Annotated in this window: 25 protein-coding genes and 1 pseudogene; 12 read left to right on the forward strand and 14 right to left on the reverse strand. The window is 65.9% G+C overall.

What is annotated here, in order from left to right; translation table 11 throughout:
* Positions 1–19: 19 nt before the first annotated feature.
* Entirely contained in the window at positions 20–1,099 is a 1,080-nt protein-coding gene (ku, locus tag AC1DFE_RS17505; RefSeq protein WP_476907145.1) for a non-homologous end joining protein Ku, read from the reverse strand.
* A gap of 40 nt (positions 1,100–1,139) precedes the next feature.
* Here ku and AC1DFE_RS17510 point away from each other — a divergent pair, with 40 nt between their 5' ends.
* Complete coding sequence (locus AC1DFE_RS17510) at positions 1,140–3,680, forward strand: ATP-dependent DNA ligase (RefSeq protein WP_476907146.1); 2,541 nt, start codon at positions 1,140–1,142, stop codon at positions 3,678–3,680.
* Positions 3,681–3,741: 61 nt separating this feature from the next.
* Here AC1DFE_RS17510 and AC1DFE_RS17515 read toward each other — a convergent pair whose 3' ends face one another.
* Entirely contained in the window at positions 3,742–4,002 is a 261-nt protein-coding gene (locus AC1DFE_RS17515; RefSeq protein ID WP_476907147.1) for a hypothetical protein, read from the reverse strand.
* A 277-nt stretch (positions 4,003–4,279) separates the two neighbouring features.
* Positions 4,280–4,786, reverse strand: coding sequence for a hypothetical protein (locus AC1DFE_RS17520; RefSeq protein ID WP_476907148.1), 507 nt, complete (start codon positions 4,784–4,786; stop codon positions 4,280–4,282).
* Positions 4,787–5,223: 437 nt separating this feature from the next.
* On the opposite strand from AC1DFE_RS17520, the gene AC1DFE_RS17525 reads away from it, so the two are divergent.
* The gene (locus AC1DFE_RS17525; RefSeq protein WP_476907149.1) at positions 5,224–6,834 is read left to right on the forward strand and encodes an MFS transporter; all 1,611 of its coding nucleotides are present in this window, start codon (positions 5,224–5,226) and stop codon (positions 6,832–6,834) included.
* 178 nt (positions 6,835–7,012) lie between these two features.
* Entirely contained in the window at positions 7,013–8,098 is a 1,086-nt protein-coding gene (locus tag AC1DFE_RS17530) for an FUSC family protein (RefSeq protein ID WP_476907150.1), read from the forward strand.
* Here the strand turns inward: AC1DFE_RS17530 and AC1DFE_RS17535 are convergent.
* A complete protein-coding gene (locus AC1DFE_RS17535) occupies positions 8,037–8,840 on the reverse strand; it encodes an SDR family NAD(P)-dependent oxidoreductase (protein WP_476907151.1) in 804 nt (267 codons plus the stop codon). The two genes, AC1DFE_RS17530 and AC1DFE_RS17535, sit on opposite strands and share 62 nt — an antisense overlap.
* A 115-nt stretch (positions 8,841–8,955) precedes the next feature.
* Between AC1DFE_RS17535 and AC1DFE_RS17540 the strand changes: the two genes are divergently transcribed.
* Complete coding sequence (locus AC1DFE_RS17540) at positions 8,956–9,318, forward strand: hypothetical protein (RefSeq protein ID WP_476907152.1); 363 nt, start codon at positions 8,956–8,958, stop codon at positions 9,316–9,318.
* Between the two features lie 38 nt (positions 9,319–9,356).
* On the opposite strand, the gene AC1DFE_RS17545 is transcribed toward AC1DFE_RS17540, so the two are convergent.
* The 6 genes from AC1DFE_RS17545 to AC1DFE_RS17570 all read right to left on the reverse strand — a co-directional run bounded on the left by AC1DFE_RS17545 (position 9,357) and on the right by AC1DFE_RS17570 (position 15,103).
* Positions 9,357–9,713, reverse strand: coding sequence for a hypothetical protein (locus AC1DFE_RS17545; protein ID WP_476907153.1), 357 nt, complete (start codon positions 9,711–9,713; stop codon positions 9,357–9,359).
* Between the two features lie 237 nt (positions 9,714–9,950).
* Positions 9,951–10,304 carry a GNAT family N-acetyltransferase gene (locus AC1DFE_RS17550; RefSeq protein WP_476907154.1) on the reverse strand — a complete coding sequence of 118 codons (354 nt, stop codon included), beginning with the start codon at positions 10,302–10,304 and terminating at the stop codon, positions 9,951–9,953.
* Positions 10,301–11,614 (reverse strand): acyltransferase family protein, encoded by a 1,314-nt coding sequence (locus tag AC1DFE_RS17555; protein WP_476907172.1) that lies wholly within the window; start codon positions 11,612–11,614, stop codon positions 10,301–10,303. The genes AC1DFE_RS17550 and AC1DFE_RS17555 overlap by 4 nt, the downstream gene beginning before the upstream one ends.
* Before the next feature lie 144 nt (positions 11,615–11,758).
* Positions 11,759–12,628, reverse strand: a complete 870-nt coding sequence (locus tag AC1DFE_RS17560) for a class II fructose-bisphosphate aldolase (protein ID WP_476907155.1) — start codon at positions 12,626–12,628, stop codon at positions 11,759–11,761.
* Complete coding sequence (locus AC1DFE_RS17565; protein ID WP_476907156.1) at positions 12,628–13,536, reverse strand: NAD(P)-dependent oxidoreductase; 909 nt, start codon at positions 13,534–13,536, stop codon at positions 12,628–12,630. The genes AC1DFE_RS17560 and AC1DFE_RS17565 overlap by 1 nt, the downstream gene beginning before the upstream one ends.
* A gap of 91 nt (positions 13,537–13,627) precedes the next feature.
* On the reverse strand, positions 13,628–15,103 hold the full coding sequence (locus AC1DFE_RS17570; protein WP_476907157.1) for a four-carbon acid sugar kinase family protein: 1,476 nt from the start codon (positions 15,101–15,103) through the stop codon (positions 13,628–13,630).
* A 152-nt stretch (positions 15,104–15,255) separates the two neighbouring features.
* Here AC1DFE_RS17570 and AC1DFE_RS17575 point away from each other — a divergent pair, with 152 nt between their 5' ends.
* On the forward strand, positions 15,256–15,957 hold the full coding sequence (locus AC1DFE_RS17575) for a FadR/GntR family transcriptional regulator (protein WP_476907158.1): 702 nt from the start codon (positions 15,256–15,258) through the stop codon (positions 15,955–15,957).
* 75 nt (positions 15,958–16,032) lie between these two features.
* The gene (locus AC1DFE_RS17580; RefSeq protein WP_476907159.1) at positions 16,033–16,242 is read left to right on the forward strand and encodes a dodecin; all 210 of its coding nucleotides are present in this window, start codon (positions 16,033–16,035) and stop codon (positions 16,240–16,242) included.
* A 113-nt stretch (positions 16,243–16,355) separates the two neighbouring features.
* On the opposite strand, the gene AC1DFE_RS17585 is transcribed toward AC1DFE_RS17580, so the two are convergent.
* Together AC1DFE_RS17585 and AC1DFE_RS17590 are read right to left on the reverse strand one after the other, a co-directional pair.
* Positions 16,356–16,547: a hypothetical protein gene (locus AC1DFE_RS17585; RefSeq protein ID WP_476907160.1), complete on the reverse strand. Its 192-nt coding sequence runs from the start codon at positions 16,545–16,547 to the stop codon at positions 16,356–16,358.
* Between the two features lie 165 nt (positions 16,548–16,712).
* Positions 16,713–17,657: a helix-turn-helix transcriptional regulator gene (locus tag AC1DFE_RS17590; protein ID WP_476907161.1), complete on the reverse strand. Its 945-nt coding sequence runs from the start codon at positions 17,655–17,657 to the stop codon at positions 16,713–16,715.
* Between the two features lie 220 nt (positions 17,658–17,877).
* Here AC1DFE_RS17590 and AC1DFE_RS17595 point away from each other — a divergent pair, with 220 nt between their 5' ends.
* Both AC1DFE_RS17595 and AC1DFE_RS17600 read left to right on the forward strand, forming a co-directional pair.
* A complete protein-coding gene (locus AC1DFE_RS17595) occupies positions 17,878–18,699 on the forward strand; it encodes an aldo/keto reductase (RefSeq protein ID WP_476907173.1) in 822 nt (273 codons plus the stop codon).
* Positions 18,700–18,717: 18 nt separating this feature from the next.
* Entirely contained in the window at positions 18,718–19,689 is a 972-nt protein-coding gene (locus AC1DFE_RS17600) for an aldo/keto reductase (protein ID WP_476907162.1), read from the forward strand.
* 191 nt (positions 19,690–19,880) lie between these two features.
* On the opposite strand, the gene AC1DFE_RS17605 is transcribed toward AC1DFE_RS17600, so the two are convergent.
* Both AC1DFE_RS17605 and AC1DFE_RS17610 read right to left on the reverse strand, forming a co-directional pair.
* Positions 19,881–20,108, reverse strand: coding sequence for a hypothetical protein (locus AC1DFE_RS17605; RefSeq protein ID WP_476907163.1), 228 nt, complete (start codon positions 20,106–20,108; stop codon positions 19,881–19,883).
* A 150-nt stretch (positions 20,109–20,258) separates the two neighbouring features.
* Positions 20,259–21,002: a CDP-alcohol phosphatidyltransferase family protein gene (locus AC1DFE_RS17610; protein ID WP_476907164.1), complete on the reverse strand. Its 744-nt coding sequence runs from the start codon at positions 21,000–21,002 to the stop codon at positions 20,259–20,261.
* A gap of 145 nt (positions 21,003–21,147) precedes the next feature.
* Between AC1DFE_RS17610 and AC1DFE_RS17615 the strand changes: the two genes are divergently transcribed.
* From AC1DFE_RS17615 to AC1DFE_RS17630, 4 genes and pseudogenes are all read left to right on the forward strand, one after another.
* Positions 21,148–21,978 (forward strand): aldo/keto reductase, encoded by an 831-nt coding sequence (locus tag AC1DFE_RS17615; protein WP_476907165.1) that lies wholly within the window; start codon positions 21,148–21,150, stop codon positions 21,976–21,978.
* Positions 21,979–22,123: 145 nt separating this feature from the next.
* A complete protein-coding gene (locus tag AC1DFE_RS17620; protein WP_476907166.1) occupies positions 22,124–22,387 on the forward strand; it encodes a GlsB/YeaQ/YmgE family stress response membrane protein in 264 nt (87 codons plus the stop codon).
* A gap of 112 nt (positions 22,388–22,499) precedes the next feature.
* Positions 22,500–22,901, forward strand: a complete 402-nt coding sequence (locus tag AC1DFE_RS17625) for a hypothetical protein (RefSeq protein WP_476907167.1) — start codon at positions 22,500–22,502, stop codon at positions 22,899–22,901.
* A gap of 317 nt (positions 22,902–23,218) precedes the next feature.
* Positions 23,219–23,636, forward strand: a pseudogene (locus tag AC1DFE_RS17630) (HNH endonuclease signature motif containing protein); the annotation flags it as partial.

Below are 23,636 nucleotides of genomic sequence, written 5' to 3' on the forward strand. Positions count from 1 at the left end.
CGGCGAGGCGCCCGCCCTTTCAGGCGCCTTTCCGCGCGGTCTTGGCCGCGGTGGACTTGGCCGCGGTGCCCGACTTCGCGGCCGGTTTGGAGGCAGTGCCGGTCTTCGCCGCGCTGGTTTTCGATGCAGTGCTGGTTTTCGATGCAGTGCTGGTCTTCGAAGCGGTGCCGGTTTTCGATGCAGCGGCGGTCTTGCTGCGGGTCCTGGCAGTACCGCTCTTGGGAGTTTCCGCGTCAGGGTCCCCGGTGTCCTTCTCTGCAGCGCCGCTCCTGCTGGCGCTGCTCTTTCTGGCCGGTTCTCCCGTGTCAGCCCCTCCCCCGCGTTTCTTGTCGAGGCTACGCTTCAAGGCCTCCATCAGGTCGATCACTTCGCCGTTGCCGCCCTCGGCCTCCGCACCGAATGTCTCTTCGGTATCCAGCGCGTCGCCCTTTTCCAGCTTGGCCTCGATAAGCTGCCGAAGCTGCGCCTGGTAGTCGTCGGTGAACTGCTCGGGCTCGAAATCGGAGGCCATGGACTCCACCAGCGCTGCGGACATCTCACGTTCCTGCGCGGAGATGCGGATGGACGTGTCCAGGGCCGGAAATGCTGCTTCCCGGACTTCGTCCGCCCACAGCAGCGCCTGGAGCATCAGGACGTCGTCCCGGATCCGCAAGGCACCCAGCCGGGTCTTGTCCCTCAGCGCGAACTGCACCACGGCAACGCGCTCGGTATCCTCCAGGGCCCGGCGCAGCAGCATGTAGGCTTTGGGCGACTTGGAATCCGGCTCCAGGTAATAGCTCTTCTCGAACATGATGGGGTCGAGTTGGTCGGAGGGCACAAACTGCACCACTTCGATCTCGTGGCTGTTCTCCGCCGGAATGGACTTGAGCTCCTCCTTGCTGAGAATCACCGTCCGGCCGTCGTCCTCGTAGGCCTTCTCAATGTCGGAGTAGTCAACGATCTCACTGCAGACCTCACAGCGGCGCTGGTAGCGGATCCGGCCGCCGTCGGCGTTGTGCACCTGATGGAGGCTGATGTCGTGGTCCTCGGTGGCGCTGTAGACCTTCACGGGGACGTTGACCAGCCCGAACGCGATGGCGCCTTTCCAGATGGCTCTCATGGGACAAGTCAACAGCACACAACGCCGGAGGTGAAGCCCCATGGCCAGCGGTAAGGAACGTGTGCGGGTAGGTGGCCGCGAATTGACCCTCACCAACCTCGACAAGGTCATGTATCCCGCCACCGGCACCACCAAGGCGGACGTCATCGCCTACTACGCCGCTGTGGCTTCGGTGCTGATCCCCGCCGCCAGGAACCGCCCGGCAACCCGCAAGAGGTGGGTGCACGGGGTAGGAACCGCGGACCAGCCGGGCGAGATGTTTTTCCAGAAGAACCTCGACCAGTCTGCCCCGGGCTGGGTTCCGCGCGCCGCCATCACGCACAAGACCAACACCAACTACTATCCACTGGTCAACGACCCCGCCACGCTGATCTGGATGGCGCAGATCGCATCGCTGGAGATCCACGTGCCGCAGTGGACGGTGGACTCCCACGGCAGTGCCCTGCCTCCCGACCGGCTCGTCCTGGACCTCGATCCCGGGGAAGGTGCCGGACTGCCCGAATGCGTGGCGGTGGCCAAGCTGGCGCGGACCATCCTGCAGGACGTCGGGCTGGATCCCGTTCCGGTCACCAGCGGCAGCAAGGGTATCCACCTGTACGCCGTTCTGGACGGGACACAGTCTTCGGACGAAGTTTCCGCCTTCGCACGCGAGCTGGCCCGGGCGCTGGAGGCCGACCATCCGGACCTGGCCGTCAGCGACATGAAGAAGGCCCTTCGGACGGGGAAGGTCCTGGTGGACTGGAGCCAGAACAACGCCGCCAAGACCACCATCGTGCCGTATTCACTCCGCGGCCGCCTGCACCCCACGGTGGCGGCTCCGCGGACCTGGCGTGAGCTGAGTTCGCCGGCGCTCAAGCACCTGGACTATGAGGAGGTTATGCGCCGGGTGGCGGCCGGCAAGGATCCTTTCGCCCACATCAGTGCGGGCACCGGCCACCCTGGCGCCGGTCACTCTGACACCGGCCACGCAGCTCCGGCACCGCCGAAAACAGCCGGACCGCGCGGCGGCGGGCACGCGGATCCCCGGCTAAACAAGTACCGGTCCCTGCGCGACCAAGGAAAAACGCCGGAGCCGTTCACAGCGGACCAGCACCACACTGCAAAAGCCAACGGTGTACCGGCGCAGGGGGGCAAGGAGACTTTCGTCATCCAGGAACACCACGCCAGCCGGCTCCATTACGACTTCCGGCTCGAGCACGAGGGCGTGCTCGTCTCGTGGGCGCTCCCCAAGGGCGTGCCGGGGTCCGGGGACAAGAACCACTTGGCCGTGCAGACCGAAGACCACCCCATGGACTACGCCGATTTTGAGGGCGACATCCCCAAGGGCGAGTACGGGGCCGGCAGTGTGAGCATCTGGGACAAGGGCGTCTATGAGCTCGAAAAATGGGTCAACGGCAAGGAAGTCATTGCCACGCTAACGGGCCGCGAGGGCGGCGGGCTGGGCGGCACCCGGAAGTTCGCCCTGATCCATACCGGGAAGGGCCACGGCGAGGAGTCACAGTGGCTCATCCACCTGATGGACAGGGTTCCGGGAGCCCGGAAAAAGCCGGGCGGCACCAAAGAACCGGCTGAGCCGGCCCGCGCAGTGTCCGCCAGGCCGCCCGCACCACGCTCCGGCACTCTCCAGGAGGATCCGGCTCCCATGCTCGCCTCGGCGGGCACCCCGGCGGAGCTGCACGGCGGCGACTGGCTCTTCGAACTCAAATGGGACGGGATCCGTTCGGTCGTGGTGGCGGACGGCGAACGGATCAAGCTCCTGAGCCGCAACGGCAATGACATGTCGGCCAGCTATCCCGAATTCACGGACAGGAACTGCTGGCCGCCGCAGGACTTCATCGCGGACGGCGAGATCATCGCCGTCGGGTCTTCCGGCAGGCCCGATTTCGGGCTCCTGCAGGGAAGGATGAAGCTGACCAGGCCGGGCGACGTGAAACGGGCGCGTGCCACCATCCCGGTCCGAATGATGCTCTTCGACCTGCTGGCCGTCGACGGCGATGACCTCCGCAGGCTTCCCCTGAGGAAGCGGCGGGAACGCCTCGCTGACTTCTTCGGGCCCACCGAGTGCCCGGTGGAACTTTCGCAGACCCTTGACGATCAGGTGGAACACATCCTGGAAAGCGCCCGCGAGCTCGGACTCGAAGGCGTGATGGCCAAGCGGGCGGACAGCCGCTACGTGAGCGGGCAGCGGACCCGGACGTGGATCAAGCTCAAGATCGAGCAGACCCAGGAAGTGGTGGTGGGTGGCTGGCGTCCGGGCAAGGGCGGCCGGTCCAACACCGTGGGTTCCCTCCTTGTAGGCATTCCGGAGGGCAAGACGCTGCGCTATGTAGGCCGCGTCGGAAGCGGCTTCAGCATGCGCGAGCTGGAGGAGCTGCGGAAAAAGATGGAGGGGCTGGCGCAGAAGACGTCGCCGTTCGATGACGTTCCTTCGGCGGACGCGGCGGACGCGCGCTGGGTGAACCCCGGCCTGGTGGGCGAGGTGACCTTCGGTGAGTGGACCGGGAGCGGCAAGCTCCGCCACCCCGTGTGGCGTGGCTGGCGGCTGGACAAGGAACCGGCGGAGGTGGTGATGGAAACATGAAATCAGCCTGGCAGCGCCCGGGTTCCGGGCGCTGCCAGGCTGTGTGGAAACTTCAGCAGGATCAGGACGAGTGTGGCATCTGCGGGCGGCCGGTCCGGTGGATCGCCGTCACAGCGGCTCCCTGTCCCGAACGGCCGAGGCTTGCGCCATGTTCTTTGGGGTGGCGCCGTTTGCCGTTGCCGTCCGGCCACTCCTTTGACCCGCCCATTGCCGCGGTCACGGCCAGGGTCTCGGGGGTGGGCAGCGGCGGTCTGTCCATCGATTCCGCCAGGTGCGCAGCGACATCTGGCTTGATGCTGCTGCCGTTGTAGGAGTCGGCCATTTGTTCTTCCTTCCGCGATGAAATGAAGTGTTCCCCATATTTAGATCCGTGGTTCCGCCGTTATTGGATACCCACCCGGCCGGGACCGGGTCAGCTGCGGGGCCTGTTCCAGCAAGAGCATGCGAAGGCAGAAACCTGAACAGGCGGAGTTATTTTGCGGCGGCGAATGCCGGCCTAACCGTTGACTAGGGCCGCCATGGCGCGTTCATTACTGGAAGATCAGTGTTCCCATGGGTCCACCTTAGGCAGAAACATGCCGTCCGGGAAGAGACTTTTCTTAGTCCTGGGCCCCGGTCCGGAAGGAGCCTTCCCACACCGCCCTGGAACCTGCTTCCCCGATCTGCGCCAACGTGGCGACGGCGCCACCGCAGATTGCCACAACCAGCACGACGGCGACAGCTCCCGCTATGCGGGAGCCGGCGGTCCCCATTCGCCGCCGCATTCCCTCCGCCTGCGTTGTGCCATAGCGGAACCACAGCCACTGTGCCAAGGCCACCAGGAAAACGCCCACCACCCACGGCAGGAGGGCCGCGGCCAACTGCATGTGTGTGTTGATCAGGGGGGTCGTGTCCACCCGGTCCAGCAGCCAGGCCCCGGCCGCCGCGGTGACCGGCACCAGGACAAGAGCCAACAGGGCGACCAGGGGCGTGACGATCCCCAGGCGCCGTCGGGCGGCTGGCCAGAGGAGGCTGAGCAGCGTGCAAAGTGCCGCCAGCGGAACGAAGACCACCGTGGCGTGGACGAGCAACACATGCATCGGCAGACCGCTGATCTCGTAGTCCATGGCGAACGCCCCTGTCTGGAAGTTATAGACCGTCTGAAAGTTATACGCTTTGGTCCGGCTTCCCCGGTCCAACGTCCCGGGTCCAAAATCCGGACCTACCCAATCAGACGAATACCGGGGTTTAACGGTTCAATTGCCGCCCGGTGAGGGCCTGTTTCGCGTCGCCGGGAGAGCGGGAATCGGCGCAGAATCGGGCCCACGGAGCCCCGTTCCAGAAAAAAGTTTGATAACGATCCGCCCCACCGCGGAAAATCCGCAGGATGACACGGCCAGATCGGCCAAATCAACTCCGCCGTCAGCCCGGTTTGGCGCCCTGAAACGGGTGATCATACGGCACCGAACTCTCGAAATCCATGGAAATCCCGTAAAATTGAAGGCCTGCCCGGAGCGGGGCAGCCAGAAGTCGCAAGCAAATGACCTCCACAGGAGTTGCCCAAATGCCCACAGACCGAAGCACGACCGACTCTTCAGCAGGCGCCAGGAACGCCAGCGGAACCAATCAGTCCGCACCCCAGGATGCGAAGAAACCAAAGCTGCTCGCGCGGCGCCGGCTCAAGGTATCCGACGTCAACGTCGTTGACCAGCCCATGCTCAAGAAGGCCCTCGGTGGCACGATCGTGGGCAACACCATGGAGTGGTACGACGTCGGTGTTTTCGGCTACCTCATTACCACCATGGGTCCGGTGTTCCTGCCGGAGGCCGACGCCTCGGTCCAGACGCTGTTCCTCCTGGGCACGTTCGCTGCCACCTTCATCGCCCGCCCGCTCGGCGGTGTCGTCTTCGGCTGGCTCGGCGACAAGGTCGGCCGCCAGAAGGTCCTCGCGGCCACGCTGATGCTGATGGCGGCGAGCACCTTCGCCGTCGGCCTGCTGCCCGGCTACGCACAGATCGGCATGTTGGCAGCCGCCCTTCTGGTGGTGCTCAAGCTCGTGCAGGGCTTCTCCACCGGCGGCGAGTACGCCGGTGCCACCACCTTTGTGAGCGAGTACTCGCCTGACAAGCGCCGCGGCTTCTTCGCCAGCTTCCTGGACATGGGCAGCTACCTCGGCTTCGCACTGGGCGCCGCACTGGTGTCTGTGCTGCAGCTGACGTTCGGGCAGGCCGCCATGGAGGACTGGGGCTGGCGCCTGCCGTTCCTGATCGCCGGTCCGCTGGGCCTCATCGCCGTGTACTTCCGAAGCAAGATCGAGGAGTCCCCGCAGTTCCAGGCCACCCTGGACGCCCAGGAGGAACTCGCCAAGGATGCTGCCGCCGGTGATGTGGCTGCGGCAAAGGGCCCGGTGGGCATCGTCAAGGCTTACTGGCGCTCCATCATCGTGGCCATGATCCTCGTCGCAGCGGCCAACACCGCCGGTTATGCACTGACGTCCTACATGCCCACCTACCTCACCGAGTCCAAGGGCTACGACCCCGTCCACGGCACATTGCTCACCATCCCCGTGCTCGTGGTCATGAGCCTTTGCATTCCGCTGACCGGCAAGCTCTCCGACCGGATCGGACGCCGCCCCGTACTCTGGATCGGTGCCGTCAGCACCGTGGTCCTGGCTGCTCCGGCCTTTATGCTGATCGGCATTGGCAGCATCTGGTCCACATTGGCGGGCCTGTCGCTGATCGCGTTCCCCGTGGCGTTCTATGTTGCGAACCTTGCCTCTGCGCTGCCGGCGCAGTTCCCCACGGCCAGCCGTTATGGTGCCATGGGCATTGCCTACAACTTCGCCGTGGCCATCTTTGGCGGCACCACGCCGTTCATCGTGGCCGCCCTCATCAACGCCACCGGCAACGACATGATGCCGGCCTACTATCTGATGGCCACCTCGGCTGTTGGTGCCGTGGCCATCTACTTCCTCAAGGAATCCGCCCAGCGTCCGCTGCCCGGCTCCATGCCCAGTGTGGACACCGCGGCGGAAGCCCGTGAGCTGGTGGCCACCCAGGATGAGAACCCGCTGATCGACCTCGACGAACTGCCGTTCGAGACCGTCGATGAAGTTGCCAGGGATCTGGATCAGGAACTCGACGACGAACTGAACAAGGTGCCCGCCGGCAGCTGACGCCGCTAAAGGGCTGACGCGGCAGAAGGCCCGTCCGGCGTACTCCCCACCGCGGGGGCACGCCGGACGGGCCTTTGCGTTGCCTGATCAGCCATGTTGTCTGTCTCACTTTGTGACGCAGCCCGCGGTGAGATCTTTGCTGCGGTGCTACCTTCGTAGGGTGAAGGGGGTCGTGCCGGTGCAGTCTGTAGTGCGCCACCTGCGGCAGATGCACAGCCTGGGCCCCGCCAATAATGACCATCTCTCCGCATGGCGCGTGGCCATCAGCGTGGCTGTCCCCTCCCTCGTCCTGCTGCTCCTCGGCCGGCCGGAGCTCACCATTTACGCCGTGTTCGGCGCGCTCACCGGCATGTACGGCCGCTCGGAGCCCCACCAGCTCCGGCTCAAACACCAGCTGCAGGCAGCACTTGTTCTGCTTTCGGGTGTGACGGTGGGCGTGTTCCTGTCGGTCAACGGCCTGCACTCCTGGTGGCTCGTGGGCATCGAAGCCCTGCTGGCGGGCGTGGGGTCTGTCTATTCTGACAAGGTCCGGCTGCGGCCGAACGGGCCCTTCTTCGGGATCCTCGCCCTGGGCGCCTGCGCATCCGTTCCCACCGCCGTGCCCTGGTATGTTGCGCTGCTCATCGCCGGCGGCTCCGCGGCGTTCTCCTTGCTGGTGGGATTCGGCGGCTGGGTCCGCGGCAGGGCCTGGCACCCAGGCGCGGCGCGTCCGGTTATCCGCCTCCACGGAACCTTCCGGCGCCACGCGGCGGTCCATGCGGCCCGCTACGTGCTGGCCGTCGGCACCGCGGGCACCATCGGGGTCCTGACCGGAAGCGGCCACCCGCACTGGGCGATGGCCGCCGCGGCCGTTCCGCTCGCCGGCGCCGACCTGCCCAGCAGCGTCCACCGCGGAATCCACAGGATCATCGGGACGTTCCTCGGGCTGGTGGTGGTCGCCGTCGTGCTTCTGCCCGGTCCTTGGGCTCCGCTGCACTTTTTCCCGGGGGCGGAGGCCGCGGTGCTGGCACTGCTGGTGATTCTCTTCCAGTTCGGCACCGAGCTGTTCATGACCCGGCATTACGGGCTGGCGATGGTCTGGTTCACTCCGGTGATCCTGCTGATGACCCAACTGGCATCGCCCGCGGACCCGCAGGTGCTCATCACCGAGCGCGCCGTCGAAACCGTGGTGGGGGCCGGCGTCGGAATCCTCGTGGTGGTGCTTATCCGCTCGCGCCGGAACCGACGCCCGGCTCCTGCGGCCGGCGCGGCGGCCCGGCCGTAAACCTGTCCGGCACAACGCGGACGACGGCGGCCAGCACCTTGTAGCGCTTGGTCGGGATCGAAACGGCCTTCCCACGTTCGTTGTCCGCCAGGGCTTCGCGGACCACGCGCCCCGGCCGCAGCCACGTCCAGCCCGGTGCCACCGACTTGTCCATCCCCATCCGGTCATGGAACTCGGTGTGGACAAACCCGGGGCAGACGGCGGTCACCTTCACGCCGCGGGGCGAGTAGGCGAGGTTTGCCCAGCGGCTGAAGCTGAGCAGCCACGCCTTCGCCGCCGAGTACGAACCCCGGGGAAGGAAGGCCGCCACGCTGGCCACGTTGATGATCCTGCCGGAGCCGCGCGCCAGCATGCCCTGAAGCGCGGCGTGGCTGAGCTCCATGGCAGTCTCCACGTGCAGCTTCAGATGCTTCTTCTCATCCTCGATCGGGTTCTCGTCGAAGTCGTGCAGCAGCCCGATCCCGGCGTTGTTCACCAGGATGTCCACCGGCCGTGACGGGTCGGAAAGGCGTCCGACGACGGCGGCCACGCCGCCGTCGTCGGTCAGGTCCGCGGTCAGCACCTCAGCCGTGGTTCGGTACCGCCGCTGCAGGTCGTCCGCTGTGGCCTGCAGCCGTGCCGTGTCGCGTGCCACGAGCACGAGGTTGTTCCCCTGCTCGGCAAGCTGGCGGGCAAATTCGGCGCCCAGTCCCGCGGTGGCACCGGTGACGAGGGCTGTGGGTCTGGCGGTGTTCGGCGTCATGCCAACAGCCTAGCCCCGGCACGGCTGACATCAGCCCCGCGGCACCGCTGACATCAGCCCCGCGGCACGGCTAGAGTTTCTGGCACGAGGCGTCGACCGCAGGAAGCAGGGGGACATGTCCGGCTTTGAGCATGATCCGATAAATTTTCGGGAAGTGGATCCACAGGGAAATCCCACCGGATACGGGCCCGCCACAGGGCACGCCGGATTTGGACAGCGGCGCCTTACCCTGAATCCGTTTGTCGCGGCGCTGTGGGTACTCGTGGCGGCCCTGCTGGTCTCGCCCTTCGGAGTCTTTACGCTCGCGCAGGAGTCACTGAACTCAGGCACCGAGCCACAGGTCATGCCGGTGAGCTACATGTGGATCACGTTCGCGCCGCAGATCCTTTTCGCCGGTCTCGTAGGACTCCTCGGCCTGCTTTTCTGGCATGCAGCGCAATGGCAACGGAACCGCGCAAAGCAACCCCCGCCGTCGTAATCCCCCACAAGCGCGAAGGGACTCTCCAGCCCCCGCGCCTACCCGGCGGGGACCTCGCTTGCCACGGAGTCGTCCGGAGCGACGCCCTCGGTGCGGCCCGGGCCAAGGCGGCGCAACCGAAGTTCCTCGGTGACCTGCAGGTACCAGAAACGGGCCCCGAAAGCGGGGCTGGGCGTGTCCAAGTGCCGGTACAGTCCGTCCGCCAGTCGTGCCAACGCCACGTCCGGCACCACGGCCAAGGTCGCCGCCGGGTTCACGGCCTGGTTCAGGCATCCGTCCAGGTGGCGGCGGAGTTCCTCGTCGGACATTGCTGCGTCGGGCGAGGCGGCGTCCAGCGCGCAGTCGAACATGGCGTCGTCGAACATGGCGTCGTCGCACATACGCCAGTCGCTCATCACGCTGGCCCCGCCGAATCCACACAGCGGGGATCACGGTAGTCCGGAGTGTCGTGCCGGGGATACTCAACCCGCACCGGCATACGCAGTTCTAAATTCAAGAGGTCCCCAAAAGAGTGTCCGAAGGCCAACTGCATAGCACTGCCCGATCGTACGGAAATGTCCCGCCAGTCACAAGTGCCGGAGCTCACAAGTGCCGGAGCTCCCCAGTGCGGCAGGTCCCTCCGGCGCGGCCCCTCAGGTGCCCAGAAGCTTGGGCGCTGCTGCCTCAGGCCAGTCGATGCACTGCGTGTACACCTCGTGTTTGCGCAGGTAGCGGGCGGTAAACGGGCAATGCGGAATGATCCGCTTGCCCGCCGCCACAACATCGTCGAGGGCAAAGTGGATCAGCACCTTGGCCAGCCCATGGCCCTGGAACTGCTCGGAGGTCTGTGTGTGGATGAAATCCACGTGCCCAGGCTTGTCTTCGAACCTGACTTCCACCGCCAGCTTCCCGCCTACGTGCAGTTCGTAGCGGTGGAGCGCATCGTTCCGGAAGGTGGTGACGTCCGGGGTGAATTGGTCCTCGGTGGCTGCCGTGTTCTCGGTCATGGTTCGACATTGGCACTTAATGGCTGTGCTGGCAATGGGCGAGTTCCGAGGGCGGGCAGGCGCCCCAGCAACAGCACGGCCAGCCCAAAGCAGGCGGCACCGCCGCCCAGCAGTCCCAGCGTCAAGCCGTTGACGGCGGCGTCAGCCACCGGGACAAAAACGACGACGACGGCGGTAACCACGGCGGCCGGTGCCCGGCCGCGGGAGTGCATGGCCGGCGTCGGCCGTTCCTCCAGGCGCCCGAACAGGGCGACGGCGGGCAGCAGCAGGAGCACCACCCCGAGGAAAACGAGCGGGCGCGACCACCACCATTCCGCTGAGCCCGAGGCGGGTTTGGGGAAGTCTGTCAGCAGGAGCAGCCCGGTCATGGCGGCCAGCAGCGGCAGGTGCCAGAGGTAGACCGTCATGGCGTGCCGGCCCGCAAGGGACACCACCGCACGGATCCAGCGCACGGCGGCGACGGCGTTGAGCAAGGGCCCGGCGAGCTGCAGCACCGCCGCCTGCGAGATGCCCAGCAGGACCAGGCTGAGGTTGGGCGGATTCAGGTTCACCAGCATGTTGTCCCGGTACAGCCCCAGCACCACCAGGACGAGCAGCAGCAGGTTGCTGGCCGCCACCAGCCCCACCAGCTGCGACCTGCTCCACCGGTCCAGCCGGCCGTCGGCCAGAAAGAACCCGAGCTGCTGCACGGCGCACCACACGAACACCATGTTGATGTACGCCAGCGTCGGAAAGGCGCCGCGGAAGCAGTCCACGGTCACCACGAGCGCCACCAGGCCCAGTAGCGTGAGCCAGGGGGCACGCCGGTGCAGCCGCACCAGAAGCGGAATGTTCAGCTGGGCCGCCAGGTAGGCCGCGAGGAACCACAGCGGCATGCCGGCCCCGCTGGCCAGCAGCTGCACCACCTCCGGATCCACACCGGCCAGCAGCGCGCCCCACAGCCCAAGGAACATGGCCGCCAGCAGGGCTGCTGCCGGCCGGACCAGGCGGAGCAGCCTGGACTGGACGAACTCAAAGCCGCTGCCGCCGAGCGCCTGCAGGCGCCGCCAGGACTGGGCCCCCGTGATGCCTCCGGCCACGAAGAACAGCGGCATCACCATGAAGACCCAGATGACCGGTTCGAACCAGTCCTGCTCGGCGAGTGTGTTCTCCGTGCTGACGGTGCCATCGGCGTGCAGCACGGGGCTGGTCATCATGCAGTGCCCCACCACCACAAGGGCCAGGCAAATGAAGCGGGCCATATCGATGGCCAGGTCGCGGGCGGGCACGGCAATGTCCGGTCCCGCCCCCTGCTGCGTGGAATTCTTCATGGCGCCCCACCACTGGAACTCGCTTACGTCGTTGTAGTTTCCATTGTGCGCCAAGTTGACACACATGTGGCGGTCTGGAGTTTTTGTCCACTTATTGGCCTCTGGAGGCCTCGGAACTCGCGATACGTGGACAAAAACTCCAGGTCAGCGGCTGAGGATCGCGAGCGTGCCGGTGCCGAAGTCCTTCGCCGCGGTGTTCCACCGGCCCAGCAGCCCCTGCAGGTTTTCGCCGTCGGCCCGGTGCGCGGGAAGCTGCTCCTCGAGCGCGGCGAGGACCCCGGTGCGGAGTTCGGTGTTGAAGTTAACCTTGCCCACGTGCATGGCCGGCGCCTTGGCCAGATCGTCCGCCGGAATTCCGGAGGCCCCATGGAGCACCAGCGGGATGTGGGTCCGCACGGCGATATCCTGCAGGACGTCCCAGCGCAGCCGGGGCTCGCCCTTGTACTTCCCGTGGACGTTGCCCACGGCTACGGCGAGCAGCTGCGCGCCCGTCCGGGCCACGAAGTCCTCCACCTGGGCGGAGTCGGTGAGCCCGCCAACCTCGTTGCCGGCGGCCTCCCCTTCGGCGCCGAACGCCTTGTCCTCGTCGCCGGCCAGGCCGCCGAGTTCAGCCTCCAGGACCACCCCGGCATGACCCTGGGCCTCGAGCGCGGAACGCACCGCGCACACCAACGCAATGTTGTCTTCGTACGGCAGCGCCGAGCCGTCCGCCAGGACAGAGTCCGCTCCGGCGGCGACGGAGGCGGTGATGACCTCGAGATCCGAGGCGTGGTCCAGCTGCACGGCAACCGGCACGGACGCGGCGTCGGCCAGGCCCCGGAGCGCGGAGATGAGCCTCAGTCCATTGGCTGTGGCGGCGGTCTTGGGCGCCACCAGCAGGATGGCGCCGCGCTTTGCTTCCTCGGCGGCGCTCACAACCGCGAGGGCAGTGGTGAAGTCGTAGCAGGTGAACGCCGGCACAGCCGATCCGTATTGAAGGGCGGATACCACCAGCTCATCGAGCCGGGCCCGCATCAGCGTTCCCCGGCAGTGCGCTTGGAGGGGGCAACCACCTTAATGACGGCGGAGTCGTCCGCAGCGGCCAGCCCATGGGCCTGTCCCAGCAGGTACAGCTGTTCGGCTGCGGCGGCAACGGGAGTTGCCAGGCCCGCGTTGCGGGTCGCCTTGCCCACGATGCCCATGTCCTTGACGAAGATGTCCAGGCGGCTGAGCACCTCGGCGCCTTCCTCGGTGTAGGCCTCCAGGATGCGCGGGCCGCGGTTGGACAGCATGAAGGAGCCCGCGGCGCCGGCTTCGAGGGCGGCCAGGGTCTTCGCCTGGTCCAGGCCGAGGGCGTCGGCCAGCGCCATTGCCTCGGCGGCTGCCGCAATGTGGACCCCGCACAGCAGCTGGTTGACGGTCTTCAGCGCCTGCCCGTCACCGGGCTTGTCGCCCACGACTGTCAGGGTGGACGCGAGCAGCTCCAGGACCGGGCGCGCCGACTCCAAGGCGGCGGGTTCGGCGCCAACGACGATCAGCAGATCGCCTTCACCTGCACGCTTCGGGCCCCCGGAGAGCGGGGCGTCAACGAGCCCGACGCCGAACTCGGCCAGGCGGGCGACGGTGGACGGGATGGCCTCGGTGCCCACGGTGCTGGTCAGGATGACGACGGCGCCGGGCTTCAGCACGGAAGCAACGCCGTTCCCGCCAAACAGGACGTCGTCGAGCTGTTCGCTGTTGCGCACGGCGAGCAGCAGGGCGTCACTATCCTGGGCGGCGTCGCGGGCGGAAGCGAAGGACTTCACGCCGGCCTCTTCGGCCAGGCGCAGGCGCGGTTCGGCGATGTCGAACCCATGGACGGTCAGCTGGCTGGCGAGGCGGCTGGCCATGGGCAGCCCCATGGCGCCCAGTCCGAGGACGGTGACTTTGTAATTCGAGGTCATGGTGTTCTCCAGTGAAATTTGGCTGAGCCCACGCCGGCGAGGGACCCGGCCTGAGCTTGCGAGGGTTGGGAGGGTTAGGAGCCGGTGGGGATTAGAAGGTGTTGCTGAGCTTGCTGGTGACCTGGGCGAGCGACTCGTCATCACCGACGTTGCCGGCAAAAACGATGTATGGAATCCCCTTAGCGGGACCGTCCACCGGCTCCCACAGGCTCACGATGCCGGGCAGCATGGGTCCGCGGACAATCGCGTGCCTGATCTCCAGCCCGTGGGCTGCCACATCCGAGGACGTGATGCCGCCCTTGGCGATGACGAACCGGGGCGGGAACGTCTTCAGCGTCCGGTTCACCACGGCGACGACGGCGGCGGACACGGTGCGCGCGATCCGCAGGCTTTCGGCCGGGTCATCGGTCTTGATGAGCAGGCGGCTGGTGTGGACGATGACGTCACCGCTGCGCAGCGCAGCCACGACGGAGTCCACCGTCTGGTCGAGGTAGGCGTTTGCCCCCTTACCCAAAAGCTTTTCTACGTCGATCTCCACAATGCGCGCGCTGCTGTGCCGGTCCGTGAGCACCTTGAGCTGCCTGGTGGTCACGCCCACGTGGGAGCCGACAACGATCAGGCCGCCGGCCTCGGACGGGGTGTTGCCCGCGTACGCTTCCTCGCCGCTGAGCTCAGGCCTGATGTCCTGGCCGATCCGGGCGCGCATGAACGGCGGCCCAACCCGGTAAAGCAGCTTCTTGCCGCGGCGCTCGGCCTCCTCCAGTCCCAGGGCGAGGGCGCGCATGTCGTTTTCCGTGACGATGTCCACCACGATGGGAGCGGATTGCGTTGCAGGCTCGATTGCGTCAGCGATCGCCTGGGCAGACACCTCAGCCTGCCCGGTGGCGGAACCGGCGCGGATGATGTTCAGGTCCAGCACGATCACCGACTCCGCAGCAAACCGCCCCTGCGACTTCTCTTCCACGTACTTGGCCATCTCGGAGTTGGCGAAGCCGAAAGTGGCGTCCCTGGCGAATTCCGTCTCGGCAACAGGAGTCAGCTGGCCGGCCCCGGGTCCGCGCGTGTAGTGCACGCCGCCAATGGTGATGCGGCCGGCGTCAGGAAATGCGGGAACCATCACGACGCCGTCCGTGGCCTCGCCGCTTTCGGCTGCCACCGTGGCGGCGATAATGTCCGGCTCGAGGGGGAAGTGTCCGCGAAGGGTGGAGTCACTGCGGCTGACGAAGCCGAGCCGGATCTCTTCCTCGCCGTTGCGGGCAGCGGCCAGCGCGTTGCGAACCACCTCTTTGTTGCGTGCGGCCGCTTCTTCCGGGTCGAGGCTGCGGGTGTTCGTCAGCACGTACACGGCGGGCTTACCCTGATGGAGAGCCCACTGGAAGTCCCCGACTTCCCAGCGGGTGAGCACAGGAAGATCCGCTACGGACTGCGTGCCGGTGGGGTCGTCGTCGAGCACCACCAGGACCCGCGGTGAGGTGGCGGCAGTGGCCGCGACAGCATCGGCAACCTGCCGGGCAGGGATCTGCAGCTCGGCGGGAAAGGCGGACAGGACGTCGGATTCGAGGGGCACTGTGCACTCCATTGTGTCGAAACTGTCTTTCGGGTGATTTGTCAGATGTCAGACATCTGGTGTTTGGTGCTAGTGTGGCATAACGCACAGCACGTGCGCAAGTACACTTTTCAGACACCCGGCCGTTAGGCCGCACTCGCTGAACGGAAGAAATGGCACGCAAATCATTGGTGGGCGTCGTCGCTGACGAACTCCTTGACCGCATTATCGCCGGCGAGTTTCCGCCGGGCACCAGCGTGCCGGGGGAACTTGAACTCAGCGCACGGCACGACGTCAGCCGCATGACAGTGCGGGAGGCGATGAAGACCCTCGAGGCGCAGCGCATCCTGAGCGTGGAACGGGGCCGGGGCACGTTCGTGAACCCGGTGAACCGCTGGTCATCGCTCGAGGCCGTGCTGCGGGCCGCCTCGGAGGGGCAGAACGGCCCGGCAGCCAACGTCCAGCTGATCGAGTTGCGCCGCATGCTGGAAACGGGCGCCTGCGAGCTCGCGGCGCACCGCATCACCGACGCCGAGCTTGATGGCCTCCGGGACTGCGTGGCGGACATGCGGAAGGCACACCAGGGGAACGATGTGGCCGCCTTCGTCGCCGCCGACCTGGCGTTCCATGACCAGATACTGCACGCGTCCGAGAACGTCTTCGTGGCCGTCCTCTTCGAACCGCTGCACCGCGTCCTCGAAAAGGGGCGGACCGAAACCTCGAAGGTGCCTGATATCCAGGAGCATGCGATCGGGCACCACCAAAAAATTTACGAGGCCCTGGCCGCCCGCGACCCGCAGCGGGCACGCAGCGCCATGGACGCCCACATGCAGCAGACCCTCGACGACCTCAAAAGCTACGTGCTGGAAGCCTAGTTCCGGGGCGCCTCGTCCGATACTCTGCAGGAACGGCCCGCAGCCGGGTATCGATGGCGATCACGAGGAGCGAAGTTGTCTAATAACACCTACAGCATTTCTGAAATTGTCGGAACCTCGACCGAAGGCGTCGATGCGGCCGTCCGCAACGGAATTACCGACGCCGCGAAGACCCTGCGCAACCTGGACTGGTTCGAAGTCAAGGAAATCCGCGGCCACCTCGATAATGGCCAGGTGGCGGACTGGCAGGTCACCCTCAAACTCGGATTCCGCCTGGAGCGTTAGCGGATATGGGTGCCCGGAAGTAGATATGACCGTGCGTCAGCGGCACTGACTGCGCCCTGATGGATCAAGTAATGCAGCGCCGGCTGTCGTTCAGCCGGCGCTGCATTACGTGCTTAATCTTGGCCCGCGGCGCTCCGGCGCCACACGGTGGGGATCCCACGGAACGCGGGAAACACCTGGCCCTCAAAGAAGGCGTGCGCCTCGTCCGGCGCGTCGGCAGGGGCCCATATTCCCGACGCCGGGCAGTGGGTTCCGGTTGAAGCTGAGGGTGCGTGGCGCTCCCGGAGCAGTGCGATGCGTTTCATCGTTGAAGGTCATCCTTGGGTCGTGGGAGAAGTTCTCTTCCAAGGCTAGGAAACGCGCCAGACCGGCCCAATGGACGAATGGATAGAATCAGCCCCGCGGGCTGGGCAGCAGCACAGATGGCCTGCCCGGATTGTCTGCCCGCGTGCTTGCCAGCGGGCAAGCAGTCAGGGACCGGCGGGGTTTGGCCTCACTTCAGCCCTGGACGCCGCCTCCTGCGCGCCGAAAGTGACAGCTTCCTCCGGCGTCGTGATTCCAACCCCGCTGTCAGCGGCGGTGCCCACGCCGAGACTGCCCAGCAGGGTCAGCGCGTCCGCGGACGGCGAGCCTGGCCTGGCCGAATAAATGCGAAGCATCTGGTCAGCATCGTCCGGGAGGACCAGATTTTCAAAGTTCAGTTCCAGATCGCCCACCGCAGGATGATGGAGCCGTACGCTGCCTGACGAATGGGTGGCCACCCGGTGGCCCGCCCACCATTGACGGAAATGTTCGCTGTGCACGGCAAGCTCCCCCACCAGCTGGTTTGCCTGAGCGTCATTGGGGTGCCGCCCCACGTCGACCCGGAGCGCCCCGGCAGCCTCCGCCGCCACTGATTTCCAGTCCCGGAAAAGCTCCCGGGCCCGCGGATCGAGGATGAGCCAGCGGGTCAGGTTCCGCTTCTCCGGCGGCAGTTCCGGGAAGTCCGCAAACAGCAGGAAGGCCATCCGGTTGCCCGCCAGGACGTCCGTGCGCCGCCCCAGGACAAGCGCGGGCACGTCGCCCACGGCTTCCAGCAGCTGGCGCAGCGCTGGCCGGACCGCCTGGACAGGCAGCGGCGACCGAACCGATTCTGCGCAGTGTTCCAGGAGGTTCATCATGTGGGCCTGCTCTCCGGCGTCGAGCCTGAGGGCCCGCGCCACCGAATCCAGCACAGCCCGCGACGGGTGGATATTCCGGCCCTGCTCCAGCCGAGTGTAGTAGTCCGTACTGACACCGGCCAGCCGGGCGATCTCCTCCCGCCGCAGTCCCGGGACCCGCCGGGCCCCGGCACCGTCAGTGACGCCGGCTACTTCCGGTTTCAGCCGCGACCGCATTGCTTTGAGGAACTTGCCAAATTCGGCGCTCTGACCCATGGACTCCATTCTGCCCGTCTTCGGGATTCAGTTTCTACAACGATGGTAGGACTGGCAATCCTAGGAAAAACAGGGATAGCCATAGCTGCTGACTCGGGGGCTCCGGATGCATAGGCTCGTAACCAGCCACCTCAAATGCAACAAGGAGAATCACATGTCGCAGAACCAAGAACCCACCGCTCACACCTCCGGGCAGGGTTCCGCGCCGCAGGACTTGGAGATCCCGCAACTCGCCCTCAACAACGGCGTGTCCATCCCGCAATTGGGATTCGGCGTGTTCCAGGTGCCGCCAGAGGAGACGCAGCGGATCGTCGAGGATGCCCTTGAAGCCGGATACCGCCACATTGACACCGCAGCGGCCTACCGGAACGAGGCCGGGGTGGGCGCGGCCATCGCCGCCTCGGGCATCCCGCGTGGGGAACTCTTCATCACCACGAAGCTCCGCAACGGCGAGCAGGGCAACGCGCACGAGGCATTCCAGAACAGCCGCAAGGCCCTGGGGCTGGACTTCGTTGACCTTTACCTGATTCACTGGCCCGTGCCGTCGCAGGGACTCTATGGTGAGGCCTGGAAGGAACTGGAAAAGATCTACGCTGCCGGCCAGGCCCGTGCGATCGGAGTCTCGAACTTTTTGGAGCAGCATCTGGAAACCGTTCTGGCGGACGCCGAGGTGGTGCCGGCGGTGAACCAGTTCGAACTCCACCCCACATTCCAGCAGGCCTCCCTGGCCGCCAAGAGCCGCTCCCACGGAATCGCAGTAGAGGCCTACAGCCCGCTGGGGCAGGGCGCGGACCTGGACGCGCCTGCCGTCACCAGTCTTGCCAAGGAACGCGATGTCACACCGGCGCAGGTTGTCCTGGCCTGGCACCTGGCCGCCGGCAATATCGTCATACCCAAGTCTGCGGACTCCGCCCGCATGCGGGAGAATCTCGCGGCAGCGGCGATTCAACTGACCGCCGCTGAAGTGGAGTCAATCAACGCACTGGAGGCCGGGTCCCGCATCGGCGCAGATCCCGCCGTCGCCGCCTTTTCCCAGCTCTAAGCGAAAGGATAACCATCCATGCAGTACACGCATCTGGGCCGTTCGGGCCTGAAGGTTTCCCGGCTCTGTCTCGGCACCATGAACTTCGGCCCACAAACCGAGGAATCCGCCGCTCACGCGATCATGGACTCCGCCCTCGGCGCCGGGATCAACTTCTTTGACACCGCGAATGTCTACGGCGGAGCCGAACACCGCGGCTGGACCGAGGAGATCATCGGCCGCTGGTTCGCCAAGGGAGGCGAACGCCGCGAGCGCACCGTTCTGGCCACCAAGCTTTACGGCACCATGACGGACCGCCCCAACGAGTCCAAGCTTTCCGCCCTGAACATCCGGCGCGCCCTGGAGGCGAGCCTCAAGCGGCTCCAGACCGACTACATCGACATCTACCAGTTCCACCACGTGGACCGGAATACGCCGTGGGACGAAATCTGGCAGGCCATCGAAGTGGCCGTCCAGCAGGGCAAGATCCTCTACTCGGGGAGCAGCAACTTCGCCGGCTGGCACATAGTGCAGGCGCAGGAAGCCGCCGCCCGCCGCCACTACACCGGACTGGTAAGCGAGCAGTCCATCTACAACCTGCTGACCCGGAACGTTGAGCTGGAGGTCCTCCCCGCCGCCCAGCAGTACGGGCTCGGGTTCATCCCGTGGTCTCCGCTGCACGGCGGGCTTCTTGGCGGAGTGCTCAAAAAAGAGCGCGACGGCGTCCGTCGCCTTGAGGGGCGGGCGGCGGAAACGCTGAAGAAACATCACGACCAGGTCCGGGAGTATGAGGACTTCGCCGAGGAACTGGGCCACGAGCCCGGAGACGTGGCCCTGGCATGGCTGCTTCGCCAGCCGGCCGTGACCGCCCCGATCGTCGGCCCCCGCACGCAGGAACAGCTCGCCGCCGCCATCCGGGCCTTGGACGTGCCGCTGAACGAGGATGCGCTCAAGCGGCTGGACGCCATCTTCCCAGGGCACCGCACCGCTCCCGAGGACTATGCCTGGTGACCGGACCAAGATCGCGCTCCTGGGAGGCCGCCACCAAGCAGTGGGTGAAAGCTGCACCATCACCTCGGACGCGTTCCTGACGTGGGACGCGATTTACCATCAGTTCGCTCGGCAGGAGCTCCAGGTGGTTGACCACGGATTCATGGATATGAGTGATCAACTGGGTCCGGCGGCCCTCTACCGGGCGTTTCTCATCGGGTCGGGGGCCGCTGGGGATCCTCAAGGGCGGGTTCGTCGGGTTCCCCGTCCGGACCGGTGGGCGGACCCGAAGTGTCTTGCGGCGGAACTGCGGGTTCCTCCTGTGGCGGATCCTGGTTGGGGTCGAAGGGGAAGCCCTCGGGCGTAGCCTGCTTGGGCTGACCCTGGTCTTTGGGCTGATCGGACGGATTCTGCTCCGGATCGGCGGGCGTTTCGCTCATGGTCTGGATCCTTTGCTGTCGGGAGGGCCCGGTTTATTCTCCTGCCAGGCCCCTCCAAGCATTACCAGCGGCGCCTTGGATAGTCCAGCGCACCAGCCCGTCGGCAGGCGCCCGTTGCGTCAGGCTGGCGCCCCTCCGTTCCAGGCGCTGTCAGTTCACCAATTCGGTGGTGGAGCGCCCGGTCCACTTGCGGTGGCCCTGCTCCAGTTCGACGACATCCCGCCCAAACGAAGCCACAAGGGTTACCAGCGCCAAAACAACGGCAGCCAACCCAATGCCATCTGGCACCGCAGGCGTGAGCGCCACCAGCAGGGCGAACGGCTGATACGCGCCGATGACCTTGCGCTGCCTCTTAACAGGCAGCGTTCGCTTCAGTTCAGGCCGGAACCATCCGGCGGCCGCGAACGCGTACCACATGAGTCCTACGGCCAGGACCCACGGGCCAACGACGGGGACGGCCGCGCAGGACAGGACGAGGACCAGCGCCGCATCGGTCTCCACATCCAGGCGGCCCCCTGCCGGGCTTACACACGCATATCGCCGCGCCACGGCACCATCCACCGCATCGAGAAGGAATGCCACGGCACCGAGAAGGACCACAGTGATGCCGGGCGCGGTGCCGTTGAACAATGCTGGAACGATTGCCGCCGCACAACAGGCCACCAACACGGCGCGAACGAGGGTAACGCGGTCCGCAGCTGTGGTCAGCCGGGGCCGGCGGCTGAGGATAGAGGCCGCGGCATTTCCCACCACCAGCACGCCTGCACCCAGCGCCGAAACAAAGTACATGGCTGCGGTGCCTGTAGCGGCCAGGATCCAGCTCCCGGGCACAAGGAAAGCGACCATCGCCATGGCTACGTCGACCAGAGCGCGTCTACCGAGCAAGACCTGCATGTGCCTCCCTTGGGCTCATCGTAACAACAGGTGGCCGTTAGATTCACGGGCTGACCTCGGAAGACACAGCGGCGCGGGCTCGGGCCAACCAGCGGGGCCGAAAACGGTCTGGGCAAACTGCGCCCGATAAGAAAGACTTCTCCGCATGGCACAAGCACCGCTTATCGAGCTGAACGACGGCAATCGGATTCCTCAGATCGGCCTTGGCACTTGGCCGCTTAACGACCGGGAGGTGAGTGACGCCGTCGTACGGGCCGCGGAAGCCGGGTACCGGCATATCGATACTGCCGTGAAATACGGGAACGAGGCCGGCGTCGGAGCCGGGGTTCGCGCCAGCGGCCTGGACCGGGCGGAGTTCTTCATCACCACCAAGCTGGATGGGGAATTCCAGGGCGGGGATCAGGCTGTGGCCGGCCTCGAAGGTTCCCTGAGGCGGCTGAACCTGGACTACGTGGACTTGTTGTTGATCCATTGGCCGCTCCCCCGCCGCGGAGAGTTCATTTCAACGTGGAAAACCTTTGAGCGGCTGCGGGGCGAAGGGAAAGTCCGGTCAATCGGCGTCTCGAACTTCAAACCGTCACATCTGGAGAAGCTCATGTGGGAGACGGATGTTGTGCCGGCCGTGAACCAGATCCAGCTCAACCCCTCCGTGACCCGGTCGGCGGACCGCGCCTATAACGAGGGGCACGGAATTGTCACCGAGTCGTACAGCCCGCTGGGGGCAGGATCCGGGTTGCTGTCCGCGCCGGTGCTGACCAGAATCGCCGGCAAACACGGGCGCACGGTGAGCCAGGTGGTGCTGCGCTGGCACGTCCAGCAAGGGCTCGTGGCCATCCCCAAGTCCGCTGATCCACAGCGGATGAAGGAGAACATCGACGTCTTCGATTTCGCCCTGGACGAGGAGGACCTGACGGCCATCAGCACCATCGATGAAGGCCCCGAGGCCGGAGTGAATTCGGACGTCCAGGGCCACTAGCGGAGGGGTCCGGGTGTGCGGCCAGTGGCTGCTCACCGGAAGGCGGCTGGCAAAAAAATAGTAAGCATGATTAGTATTGAGCAGAAGGACGAAGCGTACCCGGCAATCCGGGTAACTCCTCTAGATGAAGAAGGAACGATAAAAGATGGGTTTTTTCGCATTTCTGATTCTTGGCCTCATTGCCGGAGCCATTGCTAAGGCCATCCTCCCCGGACGGCAGGGCGGCGGCATTTTCATCACACTTCTGCTTGGTGTGGTTGGCGCGATTCTCGGCGGCTTTATCGGCAGCGCACTCTTTGGCGTGGGTGTCAACGAGTTCTTCTCGCTGTCCACCTGGCTGCTGGCAATCGGCGGCGCACTGATCGTCCTGCTGGTCTACGGCATGATTACCAAGCGATCGGTCCGCTAGACAGAGCAGTGCCGGAAACCGGCTCCGGGGCATTTCCCGGGGCCGGTTTCCTAATCCAGGCCCTACCGGGCGAACTAAAACGTACAGATCCCTCTAAGAGTAGGAGATCACCATGAAATCCAAACTTCTCTTCGGCGCCGGAATTGCTGCCGGTTATGTGCTCGGCTCCAGGTCCGGCCGGGCTGCGTACGACAAGCTCAAGGCACGCGCCGCAGGCATCTGGGACAGCAAGCCGGTCCAGGACAAGGTCACGGCAGCCACCGAGGCAGTCAAGGAAAAGGCCCCCGAGGTCGGAGACCAACTCGCGGAAGCCGCGCGTCGGGCAGGAACGGTACTCGGCTCGGCCATGCACCGTGATTCACACCCGGGTACTGCTTCCGCTGGCACCGCGCCTGCCGGTACATCGGCAGATAATGGGCACGTGCCAGCACACAGCACTCATCCGGAAACGGTCAACCTTGGAACCTCCGAGGTGGAGTCCGATCCGGCGCTCAACGAACCTGGACCCGGATAAGCACTAGCTCCTTGCCGGGCGCTGGCCCAGCTCCGGGGCGTCCTGGGCAAGAACTAAAAATGTCAGACCCCTCTGACAATGTTTTTCCTATGGAAGCCATCGGGGAAAGCGCAGACGGCATGTCAGGCCGGGCAGCAATGCCCGGCCTGCGTGCTGCCCTGCTGACTAGCGTCCCCGCTTCCGGGCATCCGGTTTCTGCCGGAACCGGCACCGCCGTTGCGGACACATCTTCGTCCGACGGCGGTGCTGCCGCCAGCTTCGCTGGCGGTGCCCCGGTCGCATCCAAAAATGTCAGAGCCCGTTGAGATAGTTTTCCTATGGAAGCCTTTGGGGAGCCAGGAGCGAACAGCTCAGCCGGGACGGACGTCACCGGCTTTAGTGCCGCCGCTCAGCTGCGCGGCCGCGGGCTTCGCAGCGTTCCCTCCGCGGGCGGTTCTGCAGCGATTGGCTCGGCAAAGCCCGGCCCGGCGTCAGTTGGCCCTGCACCTGCTGGGCTGGGGTGCCCGGCGCTGGCAACCACTGATCTGGAAGCGGCCCTGGCGCTGCTGGACTCCGCGATCACTTCGGCACCGGAGGAGCTGGCCTCAGCCAACTTCCTTCAGGCAGCCGATTTCGCGGAGCTCACCGAGGAGCTCTCCCGCCGGATCGAGTACCTTCAGCTCCAGGCCGCCTCGGCGGTGGACCGGACACGGACCGAGGCGATCAACGCCGCCGGTTCCGCCAGCCGCGCGGCCG

Source organism: Arthrobacter sp. 05T423 (assembly GCF_056396245.1).

Bases quoted from the DNA above. Each gene is read 5' to 3' on its own strand.
- AC1DFE_RS17625 (WP_476907167.1), top strand. From the start codon at position 22,500: ATGAAATCCAAACTTCTCTTCGGCGCCGGAATTGCTGCCGGTTATGTG.
- ku (WP_476907145.1), bottom strand. From the start codon at position 1,099: ATGAGAGCCATCTGGAAAGGCGCCATCGCGTTCGGGCTGGTCAACGTC.
- AC1DFE_RS17520 (WP_476907148.1), bottom strand. From the start codon at position 4,786: ATGGACTACGAGATCAGCGGTCTGCCGATGCATGTGTTGCTCGTCCAC.
- AC1DFE_RS17565 (WP_476907156.1), bottom strand. From the start codon at position 13,536: ATGACCTCGAATTACAAAGTCACCGTCCTCGGACTGGGCGCCATGGGG.
- AC1DFE_RS17545 (WP_476907153.1), bottom strand. From the start codon at position 9,713: ATGAGCGACTGGCGTATGTGCGACGACGCCATGTTCGACGACGCCATG.
- AC1DFE_RS17585 (WP_476907160.1), bottom strand. From the start codon at position 16,547: ATGAAACGCATCGCACTGCTCCGGGAGCGCCACGCACCCTCAGCTTCA.
- AC1DFE_RS17525 (WP_476907149.1), top strand. From the start codon at position 5,224: ATGCCCACAGACCGAAGCACGACCGACTCTTCAGCAGGCGCCAGGAAC.
- AC1DFE_RS17610 (WP_476907164.1), bottom strand. From the start codon at position 21,002: ATGCAGGTCTTGCTCGGTAGACGCGCTCTGGTCGACGTAGCCATGGCG.
- AC1DFE_RS17615 (WP_476907165.1), top strand. From the start codon at position 21,148: ATGGCACAAGCACCGCTTATCGAGCTGAACGACGGCAATCGGATTCCT.
- AC1DFE_RS17560 (WP_476907155.1), bottom strand. From the start codon at position 12,628: ATGCGGGCCCGGCTCGATGAGCTGGTGGTATCCGCCCTTCAATACGGA.
- AC1DFE_RS17620 (WP_476907166.1), top strand. From the start codon at position 22,124: ATGGGTTTTTTCGCATTTCTGATTCTTGGCCTCATTGCCGGAGCCATT.
- AC1DFE_RS17590 (WP_476907161.1), bottom strand. From the start codon at position 17,657: ATGGGTCAGAGCGCCGAATTTGGCAAGTTCCTCAAAGCAATGCGGTCG.
- AC1DFE_RS17535 (WP_476907151.1), bottom strand. From the start codon at position 8,840: ATGACGCCGAACACCGCCAGACCCACAGCCCTCGTCACCGGTGCCACC.
- AC1DFE_RS17575 (WP_476907158.1), top strand. From the start codon at position 15,256: ATGGCACGCAAATCATTGGTGGGCGTCGTCGCTGACGAACTCCTTGAC.
- AC1DFE_RS17540 (WP_476907152.1), top strand. From the start codon at position 8,956: ATGTCCGGCTTTGAGCATGATCCGATAAATTTTCGGGAAGTGGATCCA.
- AC1DFE_RS17510 (WP_476907146.1), top strand. From the start codon at position 1,140: ATGGCCAGCGGTAAGGAACGTGTGCGGGTAGGTGGCCGCGAATTGACC.
- AC1DFE_RS17515 (WP_476907147.1), bottom strand. From the start codon at position 4,002: ATGGCCGACTCCTACAACGGCAGCAGCATCAAGCCAGATGTCGCTGCG.
- AC1DFE_RS17600 (WP_476907162.1), top strand. From the start codon at position 18,718: ATGCAGTACACGCATCTGGGCCGTTCGGGCCTGAAGGTTTCCCGGCTC.
- AC1DFE_RS17605 (WP_476907163.1), bottom strand. From the start codon at position 20,108: ATGAGCGAAACGCCCGCCGATCCGGAGCAGAATCCGTCCGATCAGCCC.
- AC1DFE_RS17550 (WP_476907154.1), bottom strand. From the start codon at position 10,304: ATGACCGAGAACACGGCAGCCACCGAGGACCAATTCACCCCGGACGTC.
- AC1DFE_RS17555 (WP_476907172.1), bottom strand. From the start codon at position 11,614: ATGAAGAATTCCACGCAGCAGGGGGCGGGACCGGACATTGCCGTGCCC.